The 24,076-nt window shown below is 69.0% G+C and carries 28 protein-coding genes and 1 pseudogene; 16 read left to right on the top strand and 13 right to left on the bottom strand.

Annotation, left to right across the window (positions count from 1 at the left end; genetic code table 11):
• Nucleotides 1–462: 462 nt before the first annotated feature.
• Together ACSHXC_RS37990 and ACSHXC_RS37985 are read left to right on the top strand one after the other, a co-directional pair.
• Nucleotides 463–1,545 (top strand): NucA/NucB deoxyribonuclease domain-containing protein, encoded by a 1,083-nt coding sequence (locus ACSHXC_RS37990; RefSeq protein ID WP_438297063.1) that lies wholly within the window; start codon nucleotides 463–465, stop codon nucleotides 1,543–1,545.
• 75 nt (nucleotides 1,546–1,620) lie between these two features.
• A complete protein-coding gene (locus tag ACSHXC_RS37985; protein WP_438295881.1) occupies nucleotides 1,621–2,208 on the top strand; it encodes a hypothetical protein in 588 nt (195 codons plus the stop codon).
• A gap of 134 nt (nucleotides 2,209–2,342) precedes the next feature.
• Here ACSHXC_RS37985 and ACSHXC_RS37980 read toward each other — a convergent pair whose 3' ends face one another.
• The 3 genes from ACSHXC_RS37980 to ACSHXC_RS37970 form a co-directional block, all read right to left on the bottom strand.
• Nucleotides 2,343–2,603, bottom strand: a complete 261-nt coding sequence (locus tag ACSHXC_RS37980) for a hypothetical protein (protein ID WP_438295880.1) — start codon at nucleotides 2,601–2,603, stop codon at nucleotides 2,343–2,345.
• A 158-nt stretch (nucleotides 2,604–2,761) separates the two neighbouring features.
• A complete protein-coding gene (locus tag ACSHXC_RS37975) occupies nucleotides 2,762–3,031 on the bottom strand; it encodes a hypothetical protein (protein ID WP_438295879.1) in 270 nt (89 codons plus the stop codon).
• Entirely contained in the window at nucleotides 3,018–3,344 is a 327-nt protein-coding gene (locus tag ACSHXC_RS37970) for a hypothetical protein (RefSeq protein WP_438295878.1), read from the bottom strand. The genes ACSHXC_RS37975 and ACSHXC_RS37970 overlap by 14 nt, the downstream gene beginning before the upstream one ends.
• 274 nt (nucleotides 3,345–3,618) lie before the next feature.
• Between ACSHXC_RS37970 and rpmF the strand changes: the two genes are divergently transcribed.
• Both rpmF and ACSHXC_RS37960 read left to right on the top strand, forming a co-directional pair.
• The gene (gene rpmF / locus ACSHXC_RS37965) at nucleotides 3,619–3,789 is read left to right on the top strand and encodes a 50S ribosomal protein L32 (RefSeq protein ID WP_438295877.1); all 171 of its coding nucleotides are present in this window, start codon (nucleotides 3,619–3,621) and stop codon (nucleotides 3,787–3,789) included.
• Between the two features lie 2 nt (nucleotides 3,790–3,791).
• Nucleotides 3,792–4,976, top strand: coding sequence for a GTP-binding protein (locus tag ACSHXC_RS37960; protein WP_438295876.1), 1,185 nt, complete (start codon nucleotides 3,792–3,794; stop codon nucleotides 4,974–4,976).
• A 431-nt stretch (nucleotides 4,977–5,407) separates the two neighbouring features.
• Here ACSHXC_RS37960 and cobF read toward each other — a convergent pair whose 3' ends face one another.
• The 4 genes and pseudogenes from cobF to ACSHXC_RS37940 all read right to left on the bottom strand — a co-directional run bounded on the left by cobF (nucleotide 5,408) and on the right by ACSHXC_RS37940 (nucleotide 7,708).
• Complete coding sequence (gene cobF / locus ACSHXC_RS37955; protein ID WP_438295875.1) at nucleotides 5,408–6,208, bottom strand: precorrin-6A synthase (deacetylating); 801 nt, start codon at nucleotides 6,206–6,208, stop codon at nucleotides 5,408–5,410.
• Between the two features lie 143 nt (nucleotides 6,209–6,351).
• Nucleotides 6,352–6,477 (bottom strand): annotated as a pseudogene (locus ACSHXC_RS37950) (methylenetetrahydrofolate reductase); the annotation flags it as partial.
• A gap of 102 nt (nucleotides 6,478–6,579) precedes the next feature.
• Entirely contained in the window at nucleotides 6,580–7,044 is a 465-nt protein-coding gene (locus ACSHXC_RS37945; protein ID WP_438297061.1) for a VOC family protein, read from the bottom strand.
• 469 nt (nucleotides 7,045–7,513) lie between these two features.
• Nucleotides 7,514–7,708, bottom strand: coding sequence for an IS3 family transposase (locus ACSHXC_RS37940; protein WP_438295874.1), 195 nt, complete (start codon nucleotides 7,706–7,708; stop codon nucleotides 7,514–7,516).
• Between the two features lie 635 nt (nucleotides 7,709–8,343).
• Between ACSHXC_RS37940 and ACSHXC_RS37935 the strand changes: the two genes are divergently transcribed.
• Nucleotides 8,344–9,102, top strand: coding sequence for an alpha/beta hydrolase (locus ACSHXC_RS37935; protein ID WP_438297060.1), 759 nt, complete (start codon nucleotides 8,344–8,346; stop codon nucleotides 9,100–9,102).
• A 794-nt stretch (nucleotides 9,103–9,896) separates the two neighbouring features.
• Nucleotides 9,897–11,552, top strand: a complete 1,656-nt coding sequence (locus ACSHXC_RS37930) for a gamma-glutamyltransferase family protein (RefSeq protein WP_438295873.1) — start codon at nucleotides 9,897–9,899, stop codon at nucleotides 11,550–11,552.
• A 1,007-nt stretch (nucleotides 11,553–12,559) separates the two neighbouring features.
• Here ACSHXC_RS37930 and ACSHXC_RS37925 read toward each other — a convergent pair.
• Complete coding sequence (locus tag ACSHXC_RS37925; RefSeq protein WP_438295872.1) at nucleotides 12,560–12,919, bottom strand: STAS domain-containing protein; 360 nt, start codon at nucleotides 12,917–12,919, stop codon at nucleotides 12,560–12,562.
• A 183-nt stretch (nucleotides 12,920–13,102) separates the two neighbouring features.
• On the opposite strand from ACSHXC_RS37925, the gene ACSHXC_RS37920 reads away from it, so the two are divergent.
• The 4 genes from ACSHXC_RS37920 to araD all read left to right on the top strand — a co-directional run bounded on the left by ACSHXC_RS37920 (nucleotide 13,103) and on the right by araD (nucleotide 17,202).
• Nucleotides 13,103–13,735, top strand: coding sequence for a hypothetical protein (locus tag ACSHXC_RS37920; protein ID WP_438295871.1), 633 nt, complete (start codon nucleotides 13,103–13,105; stop codon nucleotides 13,733–13,735).
• A gap of 166 nt (nucleotides 13,736–13,901) precedes the next feature.
• A complete protein-coding gene (locus ACSHXC_RS37915) occupies nucleotides 13,902–14,558 on the top strand; it encodes a GntR family transcriptional regulator (RefSeq protein WP_438295870.1) in 657 nt (218 codons plus the stop codon).
• Nucleotides 14,555–15,463 carry a dihydrodipicolinate synthase family protein gene (locus ACSHXC_RS37910; protein WP_438295869.1) on the top strand — a complete coding sequence of 303 codons (909 nt, stop codon included), beginning with the start codon at nucleotides 14,555–14,557 and terminating at the stop codon, nucleotides 15,461–15,463. Before ACSHXC_RS37915 ends, ACSHXC_RS37910 begins: the two co-directional genes overlap by 4 nt.
• The gene (gene araD / locus ACSHXC_RS37905; RefSeq protein WP_438295868.1) at nucleotides 15,460–17,202 is read left to right on the top strand and encodes an L-arabinonate dehydratase; all 1,743 of its coding nucleotides are present in this window, start codon (nucleotides 15,460–15,462) and stop codon (nucleotides 17,200–17,202) included. Before ACSHXC_RS37910 ends, araD begins: the two co-directional genes overlap by 4 nt.
• Before the next feature lie 46 nt (nucleotides 17,203–17,248).
• Here araD and ACSHXC_RS37900 read toward each other — a convergent pair whose 3' ends face one another.
• The gene (locus ACSHXC_RS37900) at nucleotides 17,249–17,461 is read right to left on the bottom strand and encodes a hypothetical protein (RefSeq protein WP_438295867.1); all 213 of its coding nucleotides are present in this window, start codon (nucleotides 17,459–17,461) and stop codon (nucleotides 17,249–17,251) included.
• 4 nt (nucleotides 17,462–17,465) lie between these two features.
• Between ACSHXC_RS37900 and ACSHXC_RS37895 the strand changes: the two genes are divergently transcribed.
• Nucleotides 17,466–17,636, top strand: a complete 171-nt coding sequence (locus tag ACSHXC_RS37895; RefSeq protein ID WP_438295866.1) for a hypothetical protein — start codon at nucleotides 17,466–17,468, stop codon at nucleotides 17,634–17,636.
• A 209-nt stretch (nucleotides 17,637–17,845) separates the two neighbouring features.
• Here ACSHXC_RS37895 and ACSHXC_RS37890 read toward each other — a convergent pair whose 3' ends face one another.
• On the bottom strand, nucleotides 17,846–18,487 hold the full coding sequence (locus ACSHXC_RS37890; RefSeq protein ID WP_438295865.1) for a hypothetical protein: 642 nt from the start codon (nucleotides 18,485–18,487) through the stop codon (nucleotides 17,846–17,848).
• A 243-nt stretch (nucleotides 18,488–18,730) separates the two neighbouring features.
• Here ACSHXC_RS37890 and ACSHXC_RS37885 point away from each other — a divergent pair, with 243 nt between their 5' ends.
• Nucleotides 18,731–19,282: a hypothetical protein gene (locus tag ACSHXC_RS37885; RefSeq protein WP_438295864.1), complete on the top strand. Its 552-nt coding sequence runs from the start codon at nucleotides 18,731–18,733 to the stop codon at nucleotides 19,280–19,282.
• A 1,049-nt stretch (nucleotides 19,283–20,331) separates the two neighbouring features.
• On the opposite strand, the gene ACSHXC_RS37880 is transcribed toward ACSHXC_RS37885, so the two are convergent.
• Nucleotides 20,332–20,658: a hypothetical protein gene (locus ACSHXC_RS37880; protein ID WP_438295863.1), complete on the bottom strand. Its 327-nt coding sequence runs from the start codon at nucleotides 20,656–20,658 to the stop codon at nucleotides 20,332–20,334.
• A 641-nt stretch (nucleotides 20,659–21,299) separates the two neighbouring features.
• Here ACSHXC_RS37880 and ACSHXC_RS37875 point away from each other — a divergent pair.
• Genes ACSHXC_RS37875 through ACSHXC_RS37860 form a run of 4 tightly spaced genes read left to right on the top strand, consistent with a single transcriptional unit; the run spans nucleotide 21,300 to nucleotide 22,580 of the window.
• Nucleotides 21,300–21,632, top strand: coding sequence for a PadR family transcriptional regulator (locus ACSHXC_RS37875; protein ID WP_229853387.1), 333 nt, complete (start codon nucleotides 21,300–21,302; stop codon nucleotides 21,630–21,632).
• Nucleotides 21,629–22,096 carry a hypothetical protein gene (locus ACSHXC_RS37870; RefSeq protein WP_438295862.1) on the top strand — a complete coding sequence of 156 codons (468 nt, stop codon included), beginning with the start codon at nucleotides 21,629–21,631 and terminating at the stop codon, nucleotides 22,094–22,096. The genes ACSHXC_RS37875 and ACSHXC_RS37870 overlap by 4 nt, the downstream gene beginning before the upstream one ends.
• Nucleotides 22,097–22,119: 23 nt before the next feature.
• Nucleotides 22,120–22,272: a hypothetical protein gene (locus ACSHXC_RS37865; RefSeq protein WP_438295861.1), complete on the top strand. Its 153-nt coding sequence runs from the start codon at nucleotides 22,120–22,122 to the stop codon at nucleotides 22,270–22,272.
• Between the two features lie 50 nt (nucleotides 22,273–22,322).
• Entirely contained in the window at nucleotides 22,323–22,580 is a 258-nt protein-coding gene (locus tag ACSHXC_RS37860; protein WP_438295860.1) for a hypothetical protein, read from the top strand.
• A gap of 27 nt (nucleotides 22,581–22,607) precedes the next feature.
• Here the strand turns inward: ACSHXC_RS37860 and ACSHXC_RS37855 are convergent, their stop codons facing one another.
• Together ACSHXC_RS37855 and ACSHXC_RS37850 are read right to left on the bottom strand one after the other, a co-directional pair.
• Complete coding sequence (locus tag ACSHXC_RS37855) at nucleotides 22,608–23,243, bottom strand: hypothetical protein (RefSeq protein ID WP_438295859.1); 636 nt, start codon at nucleotides 23,241–23,243, stop codon at nucleotides 22,608–22,610.
• Nucleotides 23,240–23,959, bottom strand: coding sequence for an RNA polymerase sigma factor (locus ACSHXC_RS37850; protein WP_438295858.1), 720 nt, complete (start codon nucleotides 23,957–23,959; stop codon nucleotides 23,240–23,242). The genes ACSHXC_RS37855 and ACSHXC_RS37850 overlap by 4 nt, the downstream gene beginning before the upstream one ends.
• Nucleotides 23,960–24,076 lie beyond the last annotated feature (117 nt).

The raw sequence follows: 24,076 nt of genomic DNA, 5'->3' as shown, positions 1-24,076 counted from the left end.
TCTCATTATTCGTCGCCGTCAAATACAGCACCATCCGAATAGGCGTCCATGAACTCCCTGCGTGACCCCAACCCCTTCCCGGCAGAACTCTGTTTCTCCCGCCAGGCCGGCTACCCGACCGCAGCGGAAGCCGAGAAAATGACCACCCCATCCTGAAACCCGCTGCACGCTGCCGCCAAGACCCCGGGCGTAGAGCCGATCGACGTCCGCGAAGGCACCGAAAATACCGGCCGTGAAGGCCGAGACACACTGCTTCCACATGCGGGAAGCAAGATTCCGGACAACGATCCCCAGGGCTACCACCTGCAGATCCACCACATATCCAGCACACAGAAATCGCCCTTCACGCGGTACGCGCTGGCCGAAACCAGCCCACACGCTTCAACGGACATTGACGCACCGCTTTTCACGCCGGAAACATGACCCCGCCTTGTCCCCAAGAAAGGATCATGCACGGTGAAAATGATCAAACGCGGGGGAATCCTGCTGGCCGCGCTCGTCGCGGTCAGCTCGGCATTCACAGGAGTCGCCACAGCTGACACCGCCCCACCCACACCCCAGCCCGGCCACAGCGCCACCGCCCAACTCACCCCGCTGACGACGCAGAACGTCGCCACCGACGCGGCCGTGACCTGTACCGTCGGCCAGGTCCGGACGGACCGCACCAGCTCGTGCGCCTCCGGCGGTCTCCGCGTCGACTTCTACATCGAGCCCGAGCACCAGTACCAAGGCAGCGCCAACTTCGCATGGACCTCGAACGTCCAGCTCGACGCCCGCAACCGGCACCGCTGGACCGACAAGGTCACCCTGCGTCTGCTGTCCACCACCGTCCCGGCCGCCGAACTCGGCATCGCCACCATCACGGAAACCTGCGGCCACTGCACCTCCACCGGAGGCACCCCGCAGATCACCACCCCGGGCACGACGCGGAACTGGGACATCGTCATCGACTCCCCCGGAGCGGTCACCAACACCGACGCTCAGGCTCCGCACCTCAACTACGAGGCCGCCCCCTACACGCCGGTCAGCATCGACCTCGGCCCCAAACTCAACGTGCGGTGCGACAACACCCCCCGCATGAGCCCGGCCGCCGCCGGGGGATGCGTCTACCCCGACTACACCCCCAGCTACAACATCTCCGTCACCGGCCCCTTCGACCAGGTCGCCTGGCACATCGACTGGGCCCAGCACAACCTCAAGAACCACTGGGGATGGCAAGGCCACGGCCCCGCGCTGACGCGCACCATGAACCAGACCCTGATCCGCGCCAACCGGCGTACCGCCTGCCCGTCCTCGATACCGCGCCCGGCCGGGAAGAGCTGCGACGAATACCCCTTCGCCTCCACCCACCAAGGCGCCAGCGTCAACCCGGACTTCTCCTGCCACATGCTCCCCGCCGCGCAGAACCGCCTCGAAGGCCGTGCCCGGCAGTCCTGGTACAACGCCAACCGGCTTCTGGAGAACGACAAGTTCTGGGTCAACGTCACCAACATCCCGACCGTCCAGAGCGACGCCGCGATGCACCCGCTGGTGCAGTGCCCGTAACACCAGCCGCGTAGCGTGAAACCCCTGGGGGGACAGCGAAAGTGCTGTCCCCCTTCCGTCGCAAGGAGCCCTGCCATGGCCTCACTCATCGACCGCGTCCGTGACCCTCACCTCTTCATCGCCCACGGCACCCTCGACCTCATCGACCTCGACACCTTCGAAGACATCCCCCTCGATCACACCGCCAACGGACTCGTCGCCGCCCGCGAGGACTACGCCGCGATCGTCTGCGCCGTGGAAGGCGGAGACATCGACGTCACCGCCGAACTCTGGGACGGCCCCCCCACCCTGTACCTGGACGACTGGCAGGACGCCGCCGAAGTCTCCTTCACCTGGACCACGGCCCGCATCTCCATCGGCCCCGGCGAAGAAGAACCCGCCGAAGCGCCCGTGCTGGCCCTCCCCGGCCCCGGCAGCTACCGCCTCCTGGTCCACGGGAAAAACCGCGACGACGGCGACGTTCGCGAGGCCGGCGACCCCGTCGAGACCTACCTCCTCCAACTCTGGCCCGCCCCCCTTGCCGACCCCGTCACCCACAAAGCCACCAGCGCCTACGGCGCCACCATGCGCGAAACCGCCCCGGCGCCCACCGGCCGGCGCCCCGACTGGTACGACCAGAAAACCAGCGGCTACGGCCCCGACCACCCCGCAGCCCAGCAGTAGGACGGCAAAAGCCCCAACCCTCAACACCAGTGAGGGTTGGGGCTTTTCACCGACAGAAAACAGCTTCCGCCTACAGCTCATCCGGCAACGCGACGCCTGCCGCACTGCGTACGGGCTATCGACTTGAAGCGCCGTCAGAAGGCGCAGAGAGCAAGCTCCTTGGGGAGCATCCAGCTGACTTTTGAGGGCGCCGACGGAACGACGCGGTTCGTCGCAACGGGCAGCAGAAAGACCTGCCCCTCAGGTGTGAAACCCGCGGAATCGGCCACGGCCGGTTTCCCTCCCGGTGTCGCCAGAGTGACGTCGGCACCGGCCTGGCCGAACACGCGGACCGGTTCCACGAGTTCCTCGGGCCAGAATCCGATGGACCGGGAGCTGCCGTCGGCGAGGGACATCCGGGAAGCGGCAGACAGCATGATCAGAATGCGAGACATGGGGCCCCTTCACGCTCGGGTTTGGGGCAGAGCCACGAGACGGCTCCGCCCCAGTCGGCGTCAGCCGTGTTGTTCGTGTTCGGGAACGGATTCCTCGGTGTCGAGGCCGAGTGCTTCCATCAGTGGAAGCGGGGGTGATTCCACAGGGTGAGATGGGGGCGTACGTCCCGCCACGTCTGCTCGACGATGTCGCCGAATGCTTCCGGTTCCGTGGGGAGCGGTTCGTCGATCAGGGCGCGGATCTCCTGGGCCGACCGGTCTGTGGTGACCGGCAGCGCGCGCAGATCCTCGAAGTGCCTCCGCAGGCAGGACAGCAGCAGGCGCCCGTTCTCCTTGAGCGCCTGCGGTGTCCAGTCGCCCACGGACGGCGCGGGGTCAGTGGTGGTCATGCTCTGCCTCCACCGTCAGTTCCGTGGTGTAGCGGATCGTCCGCGGTTTGGTGCGGTACTTGTCGATGAGGGGCTGCACTAAGGGTTCTTCCGTCTCCAGCAGGCTGACGTGGTCCTGCTCGCTGCGCCACGGGTACACCCAGGTGACGACATTCGGGTCCCGCCGGTCCTGGAGGAAGGTGGCGTGCCCGTTCCATCCAGGGTGATGGTGCGCGTTCTCACCGATGGCGTCGTCGATGATCTGCATGGTCTGCGTCGCGTCGTGGGCGGCTTCGTCGGTCAGATACCAGGTTTCTACGATGGTGAACGTCATGCCGTCTCTGCACGTCTTATCGCCGTGCGCCTCCCCAATCCTCGCGTGTCCCGCCTGCCCCCTCAGTCCGGCCAGGCGGCCAGCGCAGCATCCGGCCCTGTGTGTCCATTGATGGCGGACATGGAGAGAAGCAGAGAAGAAGACCTTCATCCGTCCCTTGCCCGGGCCAGACGACCGACGACCGACGACCGACGACCCAGGCAAGGCGCAGTTGGTAATGGTACCCATTTTCATATAGCTTCCCCTTACTGACCCATCCACCGAGGAGACTCCTATGGCCGTGCCCAAACGGAAGATGTCCCGCAGCAACACCCGTCACCGCCGGGCGCAGTGGAAGGCCAGCACGACGCAGCTCGTACCGATCACCGTGGACGGCACCTCCCATCTGGTGCCCCAGCGGCTGGTGAAGGCGTATGAGCGCGGCCTGCTGCACCCCGAAGGCTGAGCATGGTGGCCCACGACCGCCCCGACCGGCTGCCCGTCACCGTCCTGTCCGGCTTCCTCGGCGCCGGCAAGACCACGCTGCTCAATCACGTCCTCGGCAACCGCGAGGGCCTGCGGGTGGCTGTCATCGTCAACGACATGAGCGAGGTCAACATCGACGCCGCCCTGGTGCGCGGCGGCGAGGCCGCCCTGTCGCGCACCGAGGAGCGGCTGGTGGAGATGACCAACGGCTGCATCTGCTGCACCCTGCGCGACGACTTGCTGGAGGAGGTCGACCGGCTGGCCCGCGAGGGGCGGTTCGACTATCTCCTGATCGAGTCGTCCGGCATCTCCGAACCGATGCCGGTGGCCGCCACCTTCGCGTTCCCCCGCGACGACGGGGCCACGCTCGGCGATCTGACCCGCCTCGACACCATGGTCACGGTCGTCGACGCGGCGAACTTCCTGCCCGAACTGGCGAGCGGGGACGAACTCGTCGCGCGCGGCCTGGACCAGTACGAGAATGACGAACGCACCGTCAGCGACCTGTTGATGGACCAGATCGAGTTTGCCGACGTCATCGTCCTGAACAAGCTCGACCTCGCCGACCCCGAGACAGCCGACCGGCTCCGCGCGACACTCGCCCGCCTCAACCCGGCCGCACGGATCGTCCCCGCCACCCATGGCCGCGTACCACTTGGTGATGTCCTCGGCACCAGGCTCTTCGACCTGGAGCGGGCCCAACAGGCGCCGGGCTGGGTCATGGAACTCAACGGGGATCACGTACCCGAGACGGAGGAATACGGCATCTCCTCCACCGCCTTCCGCTCCCAACTCCCCTTCCATCCAGGCAGGTTGTGGACATTCGTGACCGAGGAACTCGACACCGGAACCTACGGGCAGATCCTGCGCTCCAAGGGCTTCTTCACCCTGGCCAGCCGCCCGCATGTAACGGGCCTGTGGTCACAGGCCGGCTCCGTGGCCCGCTTCGAACCGTCCACCGCCCGCGACACCGAGAGCCCAGAAGCTCAGGAACTGGTCTTCATCGGGACGGACTTGAACGCGGACGCCCTGCAAGCGGCCCTGGCCGACTGCCTCATGGCGGACGGAGAGAGCGTGCCGACCGTGGACCCGTTCCCCGCCTGGGACACCTGCGGCATCGACGACACCTGCGAGCACGAGCACCCCTCACTCGTCGCTGGCCCCTGAAAACCCCGGGCCGGGCGGTGGTCGCAGCCACGGCACCGTCCGGCCCGGTACGACACCCTTCCAGGACGCTGTCAGGACGGGGCACTTCGTACACCTGGACGCCGCGATCCAGAAGACCGTGCTGATCCCCCTACGGCCGCGGGGTAGAGAACCGCAAGCAGGGGGCCGTCCCGCGCCCCCCCCGGGCCGAGGAGATCGCCGCGTCGATCCACTACGACCCCGCCGAAGCCGTCCTGCCGTTTCCTATGGGGCCCAGCGACACACCAACCGAGACCATATCTGCCCGCCCAACTCAAGGATCATTTCTTGGCCGTCGGAGACGATGTGTTGCGATTGGGCCCGTCCAGCCATTCTGATCCCCCTTTTGCCTGAACGGGTGGTCATGGTTGGGCTGGACGTGCGACTCGAACACGCAGCGGGAGCCCTGCGCTTCAGCCCGTCGGGTCGGGCTGCGACGTCCCGACGTTGCGCAGGAGGTAGGTGTCCATGATCCAGCCGTGGCGTTCGCGTGCTTCGGCCCGCACCTGCCGGATCTGCTCGGAGACTTCACGCACGGGACCCGCGACGAGCAGTTCGTCCGGGGTACCGAGGTAGGCACCCCAGTAGATCCACACGTCGTCCCCGTCGACCTGGGTGAACGACTCGTGCGCGTCCAGCATGACCACGATGTCGCCGTCGTCGTTCTGCGCCACGTCGGACAGTCGCCGGGCCGGAGTGATGTGTACCGGACGACCGACCTGGTTCAGCGGGATGCGGTGCCGCGCGGCCAGCGTCGAGACACTCGTGATGCCCGGGACGACCTCGACGTGCGGACGGATCGAGCCGCGGGCCTCGATGTCGGCAAGGATGCCCAGCGTGCTGTCGTACAGGGAAGGATCGCCCCAGACGAGAAACGCTCCGGTCTCCCCTTCCGTCATCTCCTCCCGCATCAGCCGCTCGAACATTTCCCCGCGCCGATCGCGCCAGTCCTGTACGGCCATGGTGTATTCACCGCGGTCCATCGAACGGCGTTCCCGGCTGGGATCCTCAACCTCCACCACCCGGTAGGGGCCCTCGGCGTGCTCCTCCACCATCCGGTGACGCAAGTCCGTCAAGGAAGCCTTGTCGGGCCCCTTGCCCACGATGAAGAAGACGTCCGCCCTGCGCATCGCCTTGACCGCGCCAAGGGTCAGATGGTCAGGGTCTCCTGCTCCGATGCCGATGACAAGAATCCGGCGCTGTTCCGTGCTCATGGGACGCAGTTTCTCAGGTGCGCTTGCGCGGCGTGCACGCAGATGCCGACCCGACCGCCTGCCCCGCTCCCCGAGCCGGGTACCTGCGGTTCAGCCGGTGAGACCGAGGTTCTTGGTAGATCTCGGTCGTCGCCTGCGAGTAGCGCCGCCACTCTGTCGCGGAACCACGGATAAGTGTCGACGTCGAAGAACATCTGGGTGATCGCATAGTCCGCTCCGGCGCGGCACTCGTCCACGCGATGCCGGATTCCGCTGTCCCGGTCGATCGATCCACCAGCGCAGCACGCTGAGCGCCAACTCGACTGCTCTGGCGGCCGACTCAGCCGTGATGGGCTCTCAGGGCGTGCGTGTCCGCGTGGACGTCGTCGGTGTCAGTGGGTTGCGTGGATGCAGAAGGGCTGGCCGGAGGGGTCGAGGAGGACGGTCCAGAGGGTGCCGCCGGGCTGGTGGGCGGGCTTGGTGGCGCCCAGTTCCAGCAGGTGTTTCTCGGCTGCCTGGACGTCGTCGAAGGCGAGGTCCAGGTGGAAGGGCAGATGGCAGGGCACGCTGAATCTGCTCGCCGAGGCTGTCACTGTCGCAGGGGTCGAGGATGGGGTTGACGCCCCAGGGGGTGGGCCAGGGGCGCTCGATGCCGGGGTTGTAGACGTGGGGACGGCGTAGTCGGCGAGCGTCTTGCCGGCGAGCCGGTCGGCAATGGCGGACAGGGCGGCCACCGCGTTGTGGCCGTCGAGGCCGTTGATGACCAGGCCGTCGGAGGCCGCCGCCGCGTCACCGAAGGTGTGCAGCTGGACTCCGGGGTGACCGGCGAGGAAGTCCTTGAACGGCGGCGTGCCCATGGGGTCGGGTTCGGTGCGGGCGAGCGTGGCCTGCGGTTCACGGGTGCCGACGTGGACCTCGTGACCGAGCCCGGCGAGCCGCGCGATGTGGGCACGGGCACCGCCACCGGTACCGAGAACAGCGATTTTCACGGAATCCTCCCGTTTTGCTCCTGCGGACGACTCCCACAGTAGGAGGCTTCAGGACAGCAGGTGTCCTATAGCGCCAGGACGCGGTGAAGGCCGGCGCGCCGCACATGGGACTCGGTCCGCCCGGTCGGTCCGCCTCCCCCCTCGCCGCTGCCGTCGTCGGACCGAGATCGAGGAACTGCGGCAGCTGGTCACCCAGCTCACCCCGGCCAGCGCCGCCCTCACCGACCAGGCCAGCACGGACTGAACCGTTCCGGGTTCGGCAGAGAACTCGGAGTGCCCCGAGTTGGGTGGAGTCGCCAGAATGCCCCGCGTTTGGGTGGAGTCGGGTTACCTGGTTTCACGCTACCGGTGGTGTGCGGAGTTCGTACTCCACCGGGCCGAGCATGCCCAGCGCCGAGTGTCTCCTCTGCCTGTTATGGAAGATCTCCAGGTACTCGAAGAGCGCCGTGGACAGCTCCATTCGTGTCCGCCACCGTCGACGGTGGAGCAGTTCGACCTGGCCCCGGGCCCCGAAACAGCCCCCAACCAGCATCAACACACCAGGGCCCGCTGTCTCTCACACCACTGTCACCAAACCGAGGGATCGCAGCTCGGTTGTCCGTCGCGTCCGGGGCCCGGAAGTCCTCGGCGCTCGTTGCCCAGGCCATGCCCGCGACGGGCAATCCTGACGGCCTCCGCACGCAGCGGTCCGATGCTGTCCTTACGATGCGCCGGTGAGACACCACCACCGGGCCCGAATACTGCAGCATGGTTCGGTTCCGGGGCGAAAACCCGCACATCCGCAGGATGGATACCGCCCGTACCGATACTTCCGCAACAGCAGTGCCCCCGCACATCGGAGGCCCGGCACAGCAGAGGTGTTGGCGCCGGTCGCCTGTTCAGGAGGGCAGGATGCCTCTATTGGCCCAGCCGGGCGGGCGGTGCGGCGGTGCGGGTCTAGCGTCGTTGGCAGGACCGATCACCATCTGCGGAAGGCCCCTGGAATGCCCGTCGACCCGGCCATCGCCGCCCTGCTCGAACAGATCAACGCCCTGCCGCCGAACCGCTTCGACGGGTCCGTGGGCGATGCGGAGCAGATGCGCGAGGTGAACCGGCAGATGGTCCAGGCGTCCCCGCTGCCCGAGCCGATCGAGGTCGGCGCGGTGGCGGACGGCACGGTGCCGGGGCCTGCCGGCCCGATCCCGGTACGCGTCTACCGGCCCGCCACGGACGGACCGGTCCCCGACGGTGGTGTTCTTCCACGGCGGCGGCTGGGTGACCGGCGACCTGGATACCCACGACGACGTCTGCCGCCTGCTGTGCCGGGACGTGAACGCAGTGGTCGTCGCGGTCCACTACCGCCGCGTCCCCGAGGACCCTTTCCCCGCCGCCATGGACGACTGCCTGGCCGTCACCCGCCACGTCGCCGACCACATCGACGCCTACGGTGGTCGCCGCGACCGCCTGGCCGTCGCCGGGGACAGCGCCGGCGCCCACGAAGCCGCCGTCGCCGCCCTCACCTTCCGCGACGAACAGCTCCCACTCGCCGCCCAGTTGCTCGCCTACCCGCCCACCGACTTCACCACCGACCACCCCTCCGTCACCGAGAACGCCGACGGCTACTTCCTCACCAAGGACCTGCTGCACGACTTCCGCACCGGCTACGCGGGCGACGACCTCGAAACGCGCCGTTCCTGGCAGCTCTCCCCGCTGCTCGCCACCGACCACCGCGAGCTCGCCCCGGCCATCATCGGCACTGCCCAGTACGACCCCCTGCGCGATGAGGGCCGAGCCTATGCAGCCGCTCTGGAAGAGGCGGGAGCGGACGTCTTCCACCGCACCTACGACGGCCTCATCCACGCCTACCTCAACCTCTTCGGCGTCTCCCCGGCCGCCAAGGCCGCCACCGACGAGATGTTCACCGAACTCGCCAGGCGCCTCGCCTGACCCGCACCGCAGGAGGCGCTGACTCGTACCGGAAAACGCCAGTCGGACAACCGGCCACGAACCCGCGACTCCCAGCCGACAACGGTCACCTCCCGTTACATCAATGACTGGCCGCACATGCCGCACCTGAGCGGTGTACTGGTGGAGCAAGTGAGCGTGGAGAGCGGGGTGTTACGCATGGCGGCGCACACCCGCGGAGAGGCGGCGTTGACGTGCCCGGACTGCCGCCCGCAGTCGCCACTGCACGGCCGCGTCTCCACAAGGGCCGTGTCCACGGGCTCGAACGGGACGCCCCGCCATCGCTCCCCCAGATGCCCTGGCGCGAAGCGGCTCCCGACCACCGTGCCCGTACGGGTGATGGTCGCCAGCACAGGCGGCAGGACACAATGCGAAGGCAACGGAATTCACTGAGCTCCCCGGGTACAAGACAGACTGTCATGGACGACTGCCAGCGCCAACGAGCTCCGTTGCTCCAGATCGAGAATCGTTCAAGTTCGTTGCGTGACCCTCAAGAACGTCAACAACCCGGCCTTGGGGCAAGCCCCGTCAGACTCTCCCCGCTGCGGGCTCGGCGAGCGCGTGCCGGCCGACCCCGCTCCGGAGGCCACGTGTCTCTTCGCCGCCGTGCGTCTCACGCACTCGCCGCTGTCCTCTTCTCCCTTCCACTCCTCGTGCCAGGCGCCCGGGCCGGGAGCCCCCGGCCGCTCTTCCCCGTCGGCTCCGCAGGCGAGGACCACGTGTGCGCACCGGTCATCGGCCGTTCCTCTGCCGGGCCCGCGCGGGGGACGCGGTTCATGGTCGCCGCTGCCAGTCCCCTGGCGGCCCGGGCGGGCTGTGAGGTGCTGCGGCGCGGCGGCACCGCGGCGGACGCCGCCGTCGCCGTGCAGGCGGTGCTGGCGGTGGTCGAACCGCAGTCCTCCGGGCTGGGCGGCGGCACGCAGGTTCTCTACTGGGACCGCGGCCACCATCGCGTCCGTTTCTTCGAAGGGCTCGCCCAGGCGCCTGCCGTGGCCACCGAAGGACTGCGCGTGCCCACCGCTGACGAACAGCGTCTCGGCGTCCAGGCCTTCGATGAAAGCGTCGAGCACACCGGGCGCGCCGTGGGAGTTCCCGGCACCGTGCGGGTCCTCGGCACACTGCACCGCGCCTTCGGCCGTCTGCCCTGGGGATCGCTCTTCGGTACGGGGGTCCGGCTGGCCGCTCATGGCTTTCCGGCCGGCCCCTACCTTCACACCATGGCCCAGGAGGGCTGTGCCTATCCCGATGTGCGGGCCCTTTACTGCCCCGGCGGCACGCCCGTGCCGGTCGGGGCCAAGGTGGTCAACCCTGAACTCGCCTCCGTCCTCCGCGAGGTGGCGGCCGTCGGAGCCGATGCCTTCTACGCACCGCGGGGCAGGATCGCACCGGCCCTTGTGGCACGTGCTGCGGACGGCGTCGTCACACCCCGTACGGACAGCCGGGGACCTGCGGTGATCCCTTCGCTCATGACCGTGCGGGACGTCGCGGACTACCGGGCCCACGAACGTACTGCCGTGTGCGGACCAGCCTTTGGATACCGGGTGTGCACGGCTCCGCCGCCGGCGTTCGGCGGCATCGACGTCCTCTCCGTGCTGGCCCTGGCCGACCGCACGGGAGTCGCCGCACTCACACCGGGCACCCTGCGCCATGCCCATCTGCTCATCGAGTCCGGACGGCTGGCCGGAGTCGACGCACGCGCCTGCGCGGGCGACCCCGACTTCGGCGACACCCCGGCCGCAGGGCTCCTCTCCCCCGCCTACCTGACCCAGCGAGCCGCGCAGATCTCCCCCCGCTCCGCCGTCCACCCCGTACGTCCCGGGCTGTGCACCGACACCGTCCACGCTGCCGACGACCATGACGCCACCAGCCAGGTGAGCATCGTGGACGGATACGGCAACGCCCTGTCCATGACCACCACGGTCAACCAGAACTTCGGGTCCGCTCTCCTGGCACGCGGCATGGTGCTCAACAACGCACTCACCAATTTCGCACCCGCAACCGCCGGCGGCCACAACCTCATGGAACCGCGCAAACGCCCCACCACATCGATGGCCCCCACCCTGGCCTTCGACCCCGCAGGCACGCCACGCCTGGTCGCCGGCTCGGCAGGCGGCGGCCCCATCCCCGACTACGTGGCCCACCAGGTCCTGGACGTCCTCGTCCACGGCCTCAACCCGCACCAGGCCCTCACCCACGCCCACCTCAGCGGCCAGACCACGACGGACGACTGCGCCGGCCTGCGGGACGCCCGCTCCGACGTGGAACAGGGCACCGCGGCCGAACGCTTCCTGCCACCACTCCGCACCCTGGGCCACCCCTGCGCTACCGCAGTACCACTCCGCAGCGGAGCCGCCCTCGTAGAAATCACCCCCACCGGCACACTCCTGGCAGCCGCCGACCCCCGCAGAGACGGCGCCGCCGCAGGCGGCTAACAACGGTTGATCACGCAGCCCGCCAGGCCGAGGAGAGGCAGTCACCGCGAAGGCACGCGACGACCTCGGCAGCGACCGCCCTGCGCGAGCACACGAAGCCCCCGCCCGCCACCACCACCAAGCCCCCCCCGGCAAGCCGCCCACCACCAAACCCGCGCCACCCAAGCCCGCACCGCAGCCCAAGCCCTACGCCCCCCAACCAGACAGCGACACCACCCCACCACCCCCGGCCCACCAGCAGTGACCCGCTCAACCGGATCGACACCGTGGTCCAGCTTGCCGTGCGGCGCAACCCCTTCAGCGGGGCGTTACGGGCCGGGGCATGGGGCACAAGTGTTGGAAGCGTGCCGGGAGCTGGCCGCCCCCGGACCGCGGAAGGCAGTATGCGCGGTGGTGCACAGCCCCGATGTCCTCGCGGAACTGACAGCCAATCACCGTGAAGCGGTGGACCTCTCACCTCGTCCGCCGGATCGAGGAGACCATGCCGGGTTCGGCGGAGCGCAAGCAGCTGGCCGACCAGCTGACCATCGAGCTCCCCGCAGCCGCGACCACCCCACCAGCCAACAAGCTCCTCGCCCCCCCGGCATCGGACTGGTCGACCGGGTCCGGGACTACGTCACCGGCCGCGGCCAATAACCCCCGCACCACCCCGTACGACGACTCACGGACATACACGAGCCCTTCGGTTTCCTCGGTTTCGCGGGAAGCAGGCGGCCTACTCGGTGAGGGGTGGGGGGAAGCGCGTCAGCGATGGCTCCCCGGGGCCGCGCCGGTCAGTAGGCTCTCCCGCACTCCTGGGCTCCGGGTCGAGGGACGGGTCCCGTCCTGGGAGAGGGAGCATTCCGGGGCGGGGCCCGCCGCAGGCAGCCCGCGCCAGCGGGAGCCCTGCACGCCGCGGCTAGACGCCGACTCCGGCCGGGGCGTTCCTGAAGGCAGCCTTCCACACGCACCAGGGGAGAGCGCCGCGCGGTTGCGGGCATGTCCCCTACGCATTCGGCTGGGGGCGGCTACCACTCCGGGTGCGTGTTTTCGGGGCGGTCCGGCTCGGGAGCCTCAGTGAGGTACTCGGCAACTCCGGTCAATGCAAAGATCCGTTGGACGAACGAGGACGCGTGGATGACGACCATGTGTCCGCCGGCTTGAATGCTGTGGCGCTGGTGCGCAAGGAGCGCGTTGAGCCCGGACGAATCCAGGAACGTCACTCCTGTCAGGTCCAGTTCGACCCGGCGATGCAGCCAGGGCGCCAGCGCTGCCCTCAGGGTCGGGGCGCTGTCCACATCGAGCTCACCATGCACTTGCACCAGTACGGCATCGAGCCCGTCCACGGCGACGATGCGCAGGGGCTGCGACGATGCGCTACCCATCATCTGCCCCCCCGATATGACCTCACGCTCCGTTACGGTATGTCCACCGTAGCCATATCCTCCCGGCACCACCACAAGGGAGCAGTGCCCGAAGCACCCGAGCTTTCACTGCCATGCCGCGCCGTCCTCAGCCGGGGGCGGATCGAGTCGTGATCAAGCGGCCGGCGCAGGGCCCCGATCCAGATCATGGAAGCGCGGACCAGCCGCCCATTCCCGATAACCAAGGTTCACAACTCCGCAACCGTTAAATGGAGTTGTCACATGACCTCGTTTGAGATCACTCCCGAAGAACAGGCAGAGCTCGACAAGGCCCTCTACGACGCCCTCACCCCCCTCGCATCGACCTTGCACTCCCGGGCATCGGGGCTGCCCGAGGACCGCATGTGGGAAGCGGACCCCGTCGAGGCGACACTGTCCGTACTGGCCGCTTGGAAGGTGGTGGACGCAGAAGTCAAACGGCTGACGGCGATCGCAGCAGGTACCGCCGGGTCCTACGGCGCGAGCTATGAACAGATGGGTGCCGTGTGGGGCATCACCCGGCAAGGCGCCCGAAAGAAGTGGCCCGAAGCCGTCAGCCGCCCGGCGACCACAGCGGCACGGACGAGTGGCGCACTCGACCTGTGCGGCGGAACGGCCGAAGTGACGCTGGAGCCCTCGTCCGGCGGCTGGCGGTGGACCGGCAACTGCCCACACCACAGCACGGACCGCACGGCCGAAGCGCCGTGGGTCACACTGGTGAATGGAACGTCGAGTGCACGCACTTTCCCGTCAACGCCCCGGGCCGATCCGCCGTCAGGTTCCGGAAAGGCTGCCGGATGACTGCCGAAGGACCGTCAGAACCGTTGACGGGCCCGGGAATCGCCTCTACCTTCATCGCGTCGTACCTGATGCGCCATATATGAGACGCGATACGCGAGCGTCGGCGGAGGCCGGCGCAGGTCGATACGTGACACGCAAGTCGATACGTGACAGTCGAGAGGCGCGCATGACCTCTGTGCCCACTCCCATTCCCTCCCGGACGCAGTACGTCCTGGAGGCGATCAAGCACCGTATCCTGACGGGCCAGTTGCCTCCGGGGCAGGCTCTGGTCGAGGTGGAACTCGCCGCGCAGTACGGGGTTTCCAAGACTCCTGTGCGCGAGGCGCTCAAGACGCTGGCCGGCACCGGGCTCGTCGTGATGAACCAGTACAAGGGCGTGACGGTGCGCATGGTGGACGCGGCCATGGCACGCCAGGTGTACGACGTGCGGCTGCTCCTCGAACCCGAGGCGCTGCGCCGCACCGTGCGGGGCGCGGTCGGCCTGGACGCCGCGCGGGACGCGCTGGAACGCGCTGACGCCGCGGCGGATGCCGCCGAACGATCCCTGGCCAACCGGGAGTTCCACCGCGCGCTGTACTCCTCGTGCGGCAATCCGCTGCTCGCTCGGATGCTGGACGAGGTGCGCGACCAGGCTGCGCTGGTCTCCGCGGTGGCCTGGGCTGCCGACCCGTCATGGGAACGGGAAGCCGGCGAGCACCGCGAGATCCTGCGGCTGGCGATCGCCGGTGACGCGGACGGCGCCTCCGGCGCCCTGCACGCGCACATCGCGTCGTTCGTCGAGCGGGCCTTCCCCGAGGCCCGGGAGGAGGGAACACCAAGATGAGCACGGGTTTCGACGCGATGCGGGACGCGCTGGCCGATGTAGTGGCGATCCCGGTGACCCCGTTCGCCGAGGACGGCTCCATCGACCGGGACGCCTACCGGGCGCTGCTGCGCAGGCTGCTCGACGGCGGGGTGCGGACGGTGACGCCGAACGGCAACACCGGAGAGTTCTACGCCCTGGCACCCGAAGAGCGGTATGCCATAACGGAGTTGACGATCGCCGAAGCAGCCGGCCGGGCCGCGATCCTGGTCGGGGTCGGGCACGACGTGTCAACCGCCGTGGCCACCGCGCGGCACGCCCGGGACGCGGGCGCCGACATGCTGATGGTCCATCAGCCCGTACATCCGTACATCGCGGCCGAGGGCTGGGTCGAGTACCACCGGCAGATCTCCGGGGCCGTCCCCGAGCTGGGCGTGGTCCCCTACATCCGCAACTCCCGTCTCGGCGGCAGCTACTTGGCGGCGCTCGGCTCGGCGTGCCCCAACGTGATCGGGGTGAAGTACGCGGTGCCGGACGCGGCGCGGTTCGCCGCGTTCGCCCGGGAAGCGGGTCTGGGGCGGTTCGTCTGGGTGGCCGGACTCGCCGAGCCGTACGCACCCTCGTACTTCTCCGCCGGGGCGACCGGCTTCACCTCGGGGCTCGTCAACGTCCACCCCGGCCTTTCACTGTCCATGCTCGACGCGCTTCGTTCGGGCGACTATCCGGCCGCGATGCGCGTCTGGGAGCGGATCCGGCGGTTCGAGGAGCTGCGGGCGGCCGACGCGTCGGCGAACAACGTGAGCGTCGTCAAGGAGGCCCTCGCCGTACTCGGCCTGTGCCGCCGCGACGTGCGCTCCCCCGGCCGACCGCTGGACGCGGCGGAGGCCGCCGAGGTCGCGGCCATCGTCAAGGAGTGGGGCATATGAGACCCGGGGAGGCGGGGCCCCGGCCTCCTGGGGAGCTGCGCAGCCACCAGTGGTACGGGACGTCCGGGCTGCGCTCGTTCAGCCATCGGGCCCGCACCCGGCAGCTCGGCTACCTGCCCGAGGAGCACCTCGGCAAGCCGGTCGTCGCGGTCCTGAACACGTGGTCGGACATCAACCCGTGCCACGTCCACCTGCGCGACCGTGCCCAGGCGGTCAAGCGGGGCGTGTGGCAGGCGGGCGGCTTCCCGCTGGAGTTCCCGGTGGCCACGCTGTCGGAGACGTTCCAGAAGCCGACCCCGATGCTGTACCGCAACCTCCTCGCGATGGAGACCGAGGAACTGCTGCGCTCGTACCCGGTGGACGGGGCGGTGCTGCTGGGCGGCTGCGACAAGTCGACGCCCGCGCTGCTGATGGGCGCGCTCTCGGTGGACCTGCCCACCGTGTTCGTACCGGCGGGGCCGATGCTGCCGGGCCACTGGCGCGGCCGAGTGATCGGCTCGGGCACCGACATGTGGAAGTACTGGGACGACCGTCGGGCCGGACTGATCGGCGACTGCGAACTCGCGGGTCTGGAGGAGGGGTTGGCCCGCTCCCCCGGCCACTGCATGACCATGGGTACGGCGTCCACACTCACCGCCGCGGCGGAGGCGCTCGGGGTGACCGTGCCGGGGGCCTCCTCGATCCCGGCGGTGTCCTCCGAGCACGAGCGGATGGCGGCGGCGTCGGGGCTGCGGATCGTCGAACTCGTCCACGAAGACCGGAGGTTGTCGCAGATCGTGACGCGGGAGGCCTTCGAGGACGCGGTGACCACGGTCCTCGCGCTCGGCGGGTCCACCAACGCGGTGATCCACCTGATCGCGATGGCCGGGCGGGCGGGGGTCGCGCTGACCCTCGACGACTTCGACCGGATCGCCCGGACGGTGCCGGTGCTCGCGAACGTACGGCCGGGCGGCGACACGTATCTCATGGAGGACTTCCACTTCGCGGGCGGGCTGCCGGGGCTGCTCTCCAGGATCGCCGACCTGCTCCACCTGGACCGGCCGACCGTCGCGCACGGCACCCTGCGCGAGCAGCTCGCCACGGCAGCCGTCCACCACGACGACGTGATCCGTCCGCGCGCCGAACCGGTGGCGGCGGAGGGCGGGCTCGCGGTGCTGCGCGGGAACCTGTGCCCGGACGGCGCGGTCATCAAGCACATCGCCTGCGAGCCGCGCCTGCTCAAGCACACCGGCCCGGCGGTCGTCTTCGACGACTACCTCCAGCTCCAGCGCACCATCGACGACCCGTCGCTCGGCATTACCGCGGACAGCGTGCTGGTGCTGCGCGGCTCGGGCCCCCGGGGCGGGCCCGGCATGCCGGAGTACGGAATGCTGCCGATCCCCGACCACCTGCTGAAGCAGGGCGTGCGGGACATGGTGCGGCTCTCCGACGCCCGGATGAGCGGTACGTCGTACGGGGCGTGCGTGCTGCACATCGCGCCCGAGTCCCACGTCGGCGGGCCGCTGGCGCTGGTCCGCTCCGGCGATCCCATCGCCCTCGACGTCGAGGCGCGCAGCCTCCATCTGCACGTGTCCGACGAGGAGTTGGCGCGGCGGCGGGCCACCTGGACGCCGCCGCCCGCAAGGTACGAACGCGGCTACGGGGCGCTCTACGCCGAGCAGATCACCCAGGCCGACACGGGCTGCGACTTCGCCTTCCTCGCCCGGCCGGGCACGGTACCGGACCCGTACGCGGGCTGAACCCGGCACAGTACGTCCGGCCTCCCGGGGCGGCTGGTTGATGTCCTCAAGCGGGGGCGGAGACGCCGGTGAGGCGTTCGGCCTCAGCCCACAGGCGTGCCGCGGCGCTCTTGTTCCGGCCCGGTCGCGGAAGTGCGACCTGCTTCGCCGGGCCGGCCATCCCCCATCGCGGCCCGTAGTAGTCGCCGGCGGTGACGGTGGGGCTCGTCGCCGCGGACAGCAGGGGTTCCGCCCCCTGCTCGGGCCCCTGCGAGGGCACGATCTTGCTATTCGAATCGCGCGAGGCGGTCCTGCTCGATCTGCTGGACGCGGAGATCGCGGACTGGATCGCCGAACTGGAGCAGGCACCCCACCCCGATGAGGGCACGCCGCGAGATCGCGGGGACCACTTGGCCGATCTTCTGGCCACCTCCGGCCTCCTCGCGCGCCAGTAGGGACTGCCCGGCAGCGACGACCTCCCGACCGTGCAGTGAGGGCGGCCGTGGCACCAACCTCATGAGGCATCACAGCTGGTGCGCCCACGGACCGTTGGCGACCCGGCTGGCCAGAAACGCCGCGTACCCACATGTGGGTACGCGGCGAATCGGTGCCCTTCACCAGGGATTTCGTCGGGCGGGAGGGGCCTTCGTCCAGTCCCGCGCCGTCAGCTGAGGCCGCTGATCGAGACGCTCGGACGCCCCGCGTAGCAGACGGTGCCGTTCGCCAGTTCTGCCAGGCCGCTGGAGACGTAGTCGAAGGTGTAGCCGTGCTGGTTGAGGTTGCTCCAGACGCGGGCCCAGGTCTCCTTGAAGAAGAGTCCTCCCGAGGAACTCTGGTGCGACGTGCCGTTGCGGTCGCTGAGGGAGATGGTCCAGTTGTAGGAGATGGCCGGGCTGGAGACCGTGAATCCGCTGCCGACCTGGACCTGGCTGGCAGCGGTCTGACGGACCGAGATCCACGAGACACCGCAGTTGCCCACGACCCGGTCGTAGTCCGAGTTGAGAGGCTGCATGCCGTGGTGCAGGATCGGGCTCTTGGGCAGCTTCGACTTGGGGTCGACGGGGACGGACTGCTGGTCACCGTTGGCGTACGTGACGATCTTGTAGCCGTGGGCCTTGGCGGTTGCCGCGTTGAAGCTCACCACGTTCATTCCCTGCTTCAGCACCTGAGGCTGGGCGACCGCGGTCTTCGCGGCGGGTGACGGCTCGCTTGCCGTGGCGGCGAACGCGGCCGAAGAGCTGCCGAGCGTGCCCGCCACCACGGCGGAAACGATGAATCTCCTGGTCAGGTTCCGAGTCACAGTCATTGCGCGTGAGTCCTTTCCACTGTCGAGACGTGAGGAGAGGAGGGAGTAGCGCAGGCGGCAGCTGCGTACGCTGAGCCAGGATGAAGCGAATGCGCTGGCAATCCGCCGTGACCCCCCGCGTGACCACTATGTGGGAGTGGGAAGGGAGCTACGCAAGCTAACTGCCGATTCCGGCTGGATGTCGCCCATGTGTGCAAAAAAGCGCCCTGCGTTCACCGCTGCCCTCGGGCTACGGTGGGGACCATGCATATCTCTGCCTGGCACGGTCCGCCCAGCGACGTCCTGGGCCATCCGGTACCGATCCAGCGGTTCGCAGCCCGGACCGACCACGTGGTCGTCGCGTTGCAGCAGGTCGTGGCCTTTCCCGAGGGCTGCGCCTTCAGCGTGCAGGTGGCCGTCCGGCGGGGCTCTCTGGACGCGTCGGCCTGGAGGGAGCTGCTCGAAAGCGGCACCGGCAGAGACCCCCGCGACACATCGGCCGACACCGGCCCGGAATTCGGCGTGTGCTTCCCGGACGGCTCGAAGACCACGACCGCCGGCCGTACCGTCCGCAGCAGGGTGCAGCCCGCTTCCGGGCCGGAATCTCCCCTTCTCATCGAGTCCGACAGCCAGACCAGCAGCAACGACCAGCTGTACACCAGCGACCGGCGGCTCTGGCTCTGGCCGCTCCCGCCGTCCGGCCCCTTCGAATTCGTCGTCGAGTGGCAGCACATGGGCATCGACGCCACGTCCACCACGCTCGACGGAAGTGCCGTTCTGAGCGCGGCGGAGCAGGCTCAGCCGTACTGGCCGTGACAGCCTGGTCCACGCACTTGAGCAGGTGGTCGATGCCGTGGAACGGCCGTAACCGTTGCGGGAGCTCGATGCCCCGCCTGCGCGCACCGGCCCGCAGCACAACCCCCCGCCCCTGCACCCATGCCACAAAGAAAGGGAAACGGCCACGCCCGGCCGCCAGGATTTCAGTGGGAGAAACCGGGCCCTCCACCAGACCCGCTCCACGAACTCCAGCCCGTCACACCACACTGAACCTCCCCGAGCACATTGCACCCGGGGCAGCCGACGGCATCGAACACCATCGACGTCGCCCTGAACGTCCCGCCCTCCCCACCGCCCGTGGACCAGGTCGCCCCCGCGTCGACCGACCGGCCTCCTGCTCCTTCGAGCCCGCCACGACCGTGAGCCAACTCGTGCGCCAGAAGAGACGGCTGACCGGGTATGCCGCGTCGCCCGTGACGCGGCATACCCGGGCGTCAGCCAGTCGCATACGAGCCCCTGGGCGGAGGAACGGCCGTCGTTGCAGTACACCTTGTGGTTGACGGCGGGGTGGTTGCCGTCGCGCATGTACTTCTCCTCGATCGCATACGGCTCGGGCCAGCCGTCCTCGCCGGGGTTGATTGAGTCTTCGATGAGGACGTGCGGGGTCGGCCCGGAGGGCTCGGCATCGTCCTGGTCGAGGTCACAGCCTGCCGCGGTCGCCTCGGCCAGGACCACCCAGTGGGCGGCGGCAGCAGCCATCCCGTCCCCGCCGTCCATGTGCACTCGGCCGGCGAGGCGTTCATCCGGCATCAGCGCCCGCCGACTTGGGATCTCACGATCGGCCCCATGCCTGCAGGCGGGCGCTGGGGCAACCCCGCCGAGGTGCGGCGCAAGGACGGAGCCACCACCACGGCTGTAAGGGCCAGACTCAGGTCGCTGCCCGAACAGAACTGCTTCGCACCACCGCCCAAACGGACTTCCAGCCCGGTAGGCCTGTTCCGTCTGCCGCGACGGTCGCGGCGCTGACCACCCGACCGGTAGTGCCCTCGCGCCCCCCTCGGAGCGCGAGGGCACTGCCGGTCAGGTGGTCAGCACTTCGGCATGTGGACCACGGAGTCGAAGTGGTTCGCTTCGGCCCAGACGGGATCCTGGCTCGCGTCAGGGATCTTGTACCACCCGGTCGTGGACATGCAGAGGACCGGGACGCTCTCGCCCTTCCGTACGGCCCGGCCCGCCTTCGGGGAATGGGTGGTGGCTTCCTCGTAGATCGGGGCATTCTCGAAGGCGTGCACCCAGATCTGCCCCTGCGCCTTGGAGGCCGGGGCCTGGCCGGCCGCGTGGGCGACCGGCGACAACACCGCCGCCAGCGCGAACCCCGTGCCGGCCACTACCGCGCTCCGCGCGAACTTCCTCACGGTCATACTCCTTGAAGGTCAAAAGGCCGTCGGTCTGGACACAGGTGGTTGTTCGCGGGCCGGATGCCCCCGGCACCGTGATCACCTGTGCCCACCATCCTGTTGCCCCAGAATGCCGGTCTGCCGAGGCCAGGTCGTTAGCACTGAGTGGACACTGAATTAGAGATGAGCCCACTCAAATTCGGCCGCCGCGAGGCGGTCGACCACCCGCGGGCTCGCGGCAAGAACCGGATCGACCGGCGGATCGTGGGCGGCCGGTGTGGTCGGCGGCTCGGCGGGGCGGGACGCTGCAGACGTCGTGCGTGGCCTGATGGACGACGGCGTCGCACCACCCCCGCCTCCACCACACCCCCGGCGCCAACGTGGGCCAACGCGGTCTGGCCCTGACGCGGACCCGAGGTATCACAGCCGCACCTGCCGAAGAGCGTCGGACGGAGCGGTCGCGCGCCGCGTGGGTCATCCAGGTGCGCAGCGTGTGACGCCAGTCGGCGCGTGTGCCGCCAGTCGGCACTCTGGGGCCAGGCGGGAGACTCGGCGGGCCTGCCAAGCCGTCCGTGCAGGCTCCGAGGGTGACACTCATTCACTTCTTCCACTATTCCGAATTCCGTACTAGTTGAGTCTCCGGAGAGGGGGGTGGGCCGGTGGCTTCACCTCAAGGGGCGTGGGCACGTGCGCTGCTGCAGCTGTGTCTGCTGGGCGTCTTGGAGTCCGAAGGGCCCAGCTACGGCTACGCACTGCTCGGCCGCCTGTCCGCGGCTGGGCTCGACACCGTGAAACCCGCCACTCTCTACCCCGCGTTGACCCGTCTCGCGGAGGAGGGCACGGTGGAGATTCGGTGGGCAGCCGGGGAGAGCGGTCCGGGACGCAAGTACTACAGCATCACGGAAAAGGGACGTTCCCTGCTTGGCGATCAGCGCAGGGCGTGGGGGGACTTCAAGACCACGGTGACGGCGCTCGCAGAGGGGACGAAATGATGGCCGCGACGGCGGGAATCCGGTGGGCGCGCAAGGACGACGAGAGGTGGGCCGCCTCCTTCAAGCTGCGCTTCGTCACGGAGTTCCATCCCCCCAAGGGGCTGGTGGACCAGGTGTTGTCCGAGGTCCACGAGGCGGTGGCCGAGACCGGTCAGCCGGCGCGGGACCTGTTCGGTGAGCCGCGGGCGTACGCGGCCCGTGTCGCGGCCGACCGGATCGATGAGACGCACCAGAGCGGGCAGGACCTGGGCGCTGCAACGCCCGGCGAGCGGTTCACCGACGCGCTCACGATGGCGGGCTTGTGGGCACTGGTGCTGTCGGCGGTGCACTGGGTCCGCGACGGCGTGTGGGCTGGATGCAGCATCTGGACGGGCTGCTGCGGGGGCCGCACGGCATCCCGGCGGACCAGGCACGTGAGCATGTGGCAGAAGTCCGCTCCCACTTGGCGAGCACGTCGGGGCTGACGGCACAGGGTGAGTTCGGGGACGTGGAGACCTATGCGGCCTGGCTTGCCGCCGGCCCCCGCCGAACGAAGCGGGCACTGCGCCGCAAAGCGCACCTGGCCGGAATCTTCGCGGCGGCCATTGTGGTGGCCAGCCTCGATGCGCTGCGCAGCGCAGGGATGACCTCGTTCTGGTAATCAGCCCCGGCGTCCGGATCCTGAATGCCGACGGGAAGGTAGTCGGCGGCATGACGCGGCTCGACATCAAGAACACGGCCGGGCACACCCACAAGGCTACCTGGACCCTGAAGGGCGACCAGCTCACGCAGACGATCGCCGACGTGAAGGGCGCCACGATTGAAGGCGTCGTGGTCCGCCCGACAACCCCGGTCCAGCTGACGACCCGCATGAACTGGACCTGCTTCATGGACGGCGTGGGAACCGTCGGAGGCGGAGCGGACGCTGTCAGGACGGCTTATCCCGTGGCAGCGTGTGGCGCACGGTGAGCCGACGGCACGGGAATTCCGCCGGGGTCACTGCAGCGGGACGGGAATGTTCTGGTCGTCGCCAGCAAACAGCCTCACAACCAGTGCCTGTGCCTCGGCCAGCAGCTCGCGCAGGTGCGCCTCCCGTGCGACGAACCCTCTCGTGGTGTTCTCGTCGCCCCTGCGCTGCACGAGTTGTTCGACCCTCTGCAGGTTCCGCTGTGTCTCGGCAAGGATGCGAAGTGCATCCTCGCGGTCCAGGTCCCTGGCCGCGATGCCTTGACGCAGGCGGCCGATCTCCCCCCTAGGACGGAGCAGCAGGGCTTGGCCGCGGTATCTGAAGTCGTGGCGGCGCAACCAGGTGGCTAGGCTTTCCAGCTTCATGACCACCCGGGCCAGAGCGTCCACCACCCGGATGACCTGGAAGTTGTGCTCCCGGTTGTCCAAGTCGTCGAGCCGGGTGACTACCAGGAACTGATTGGTCCTGAAGTCGGGGGTGACCCAGTCGACGAAGAGATCTCGTTCGTCTCGGGCATCCGGTACTCCCGGTGGGTGCTGTTCTTGGGTGAAGATGACCGCGCAGCCACCATCGATGTCCACGGCGTCGTCCAGACGGGCCAGGACCTCGTCGTCTGCCGCGGTGAGCAATGCGTCGAGCGCGGCCTCGCTGTCGAGGTACGTCACTGTCCACCTCCGTGGGCTAGCCCCAGCTGGACCTTGAGCCGTGCCCGGGCCCGACTCAGGTTCTGTCGCACGGCGTCGGCAGCCATGTTGAGCTCCGCGCTGATCTCGGAAGTGCTGAAGCCGTCCAGGCTCCAGGCCAGCACCTGGCGCTGAGCCGGCGGCAGTCCGCCCAAAGCCGCGTAGACCCACCGTTCCTCCTCCCGCAGTTCCACCACCCGCAGCGGGCACACCCCGCCCGGTACGTCCGGTGGCTCGCCGGTGAGTTCTTCGCCGCGGACGGGCTGGCGCAGATACAGACGGAAGGCGACCCGACGCAGCCAGGCTGCCGGATGGGAGATGTGCCCCCACCGGGGGAATGCCTCAGCGAAGGCAGCCTGCGCCGCCTCAGCAGCCTCATGAGCACCGGCCCCCTGCCGCATCAAGTGCCGGATCAGCCGTGTCAGATGCTGCTCGAAGTAGCGGGCGAAATCGGCGCGGACGGCCTGTGCGCTCTCGTCCATTTCCGGCAGCGCGTACGCCTCCGGGCGTGCGGCCGGCTTCCAGGGATCGGGAACGGTGTGGAGGCCTTCTGTTCCCTGACGGTGGGCACTGGCCATGGGCGGGGTTTCTGGGCCCCTCCGTCGGCCGACCGAGGCAAGTTCCGCGCCGTCGGCGGGGAGGGAGAGCGGGGCGTAGAACCGCCACAGGTGCTTGCCGTCCTCGCGGGGGGGGTGCATCGTTATGGAGGCGATCTTGCGGGATGGTGCACGAGAAGAGGTCGCCTTCCAAGCGGTGGACCATCAAGTCCCGCGCAGTTCGGGCAAGTTCGCGCGGATCGGCGGGCAGGGCGGCGT

Source organism: Streptomyces sp. HUAS TT7 (assembly GCF_051550175.1).
GTDB lineage: Bacteria > Actinomycetota > Actinomycetes > Streptomycetales > Streptomycetaceae > Streptomyces.
Note: the sequence above shows the minus strand (reverse complement) of the source record. Positions and strands in the feature narration are given on the sequence as shown.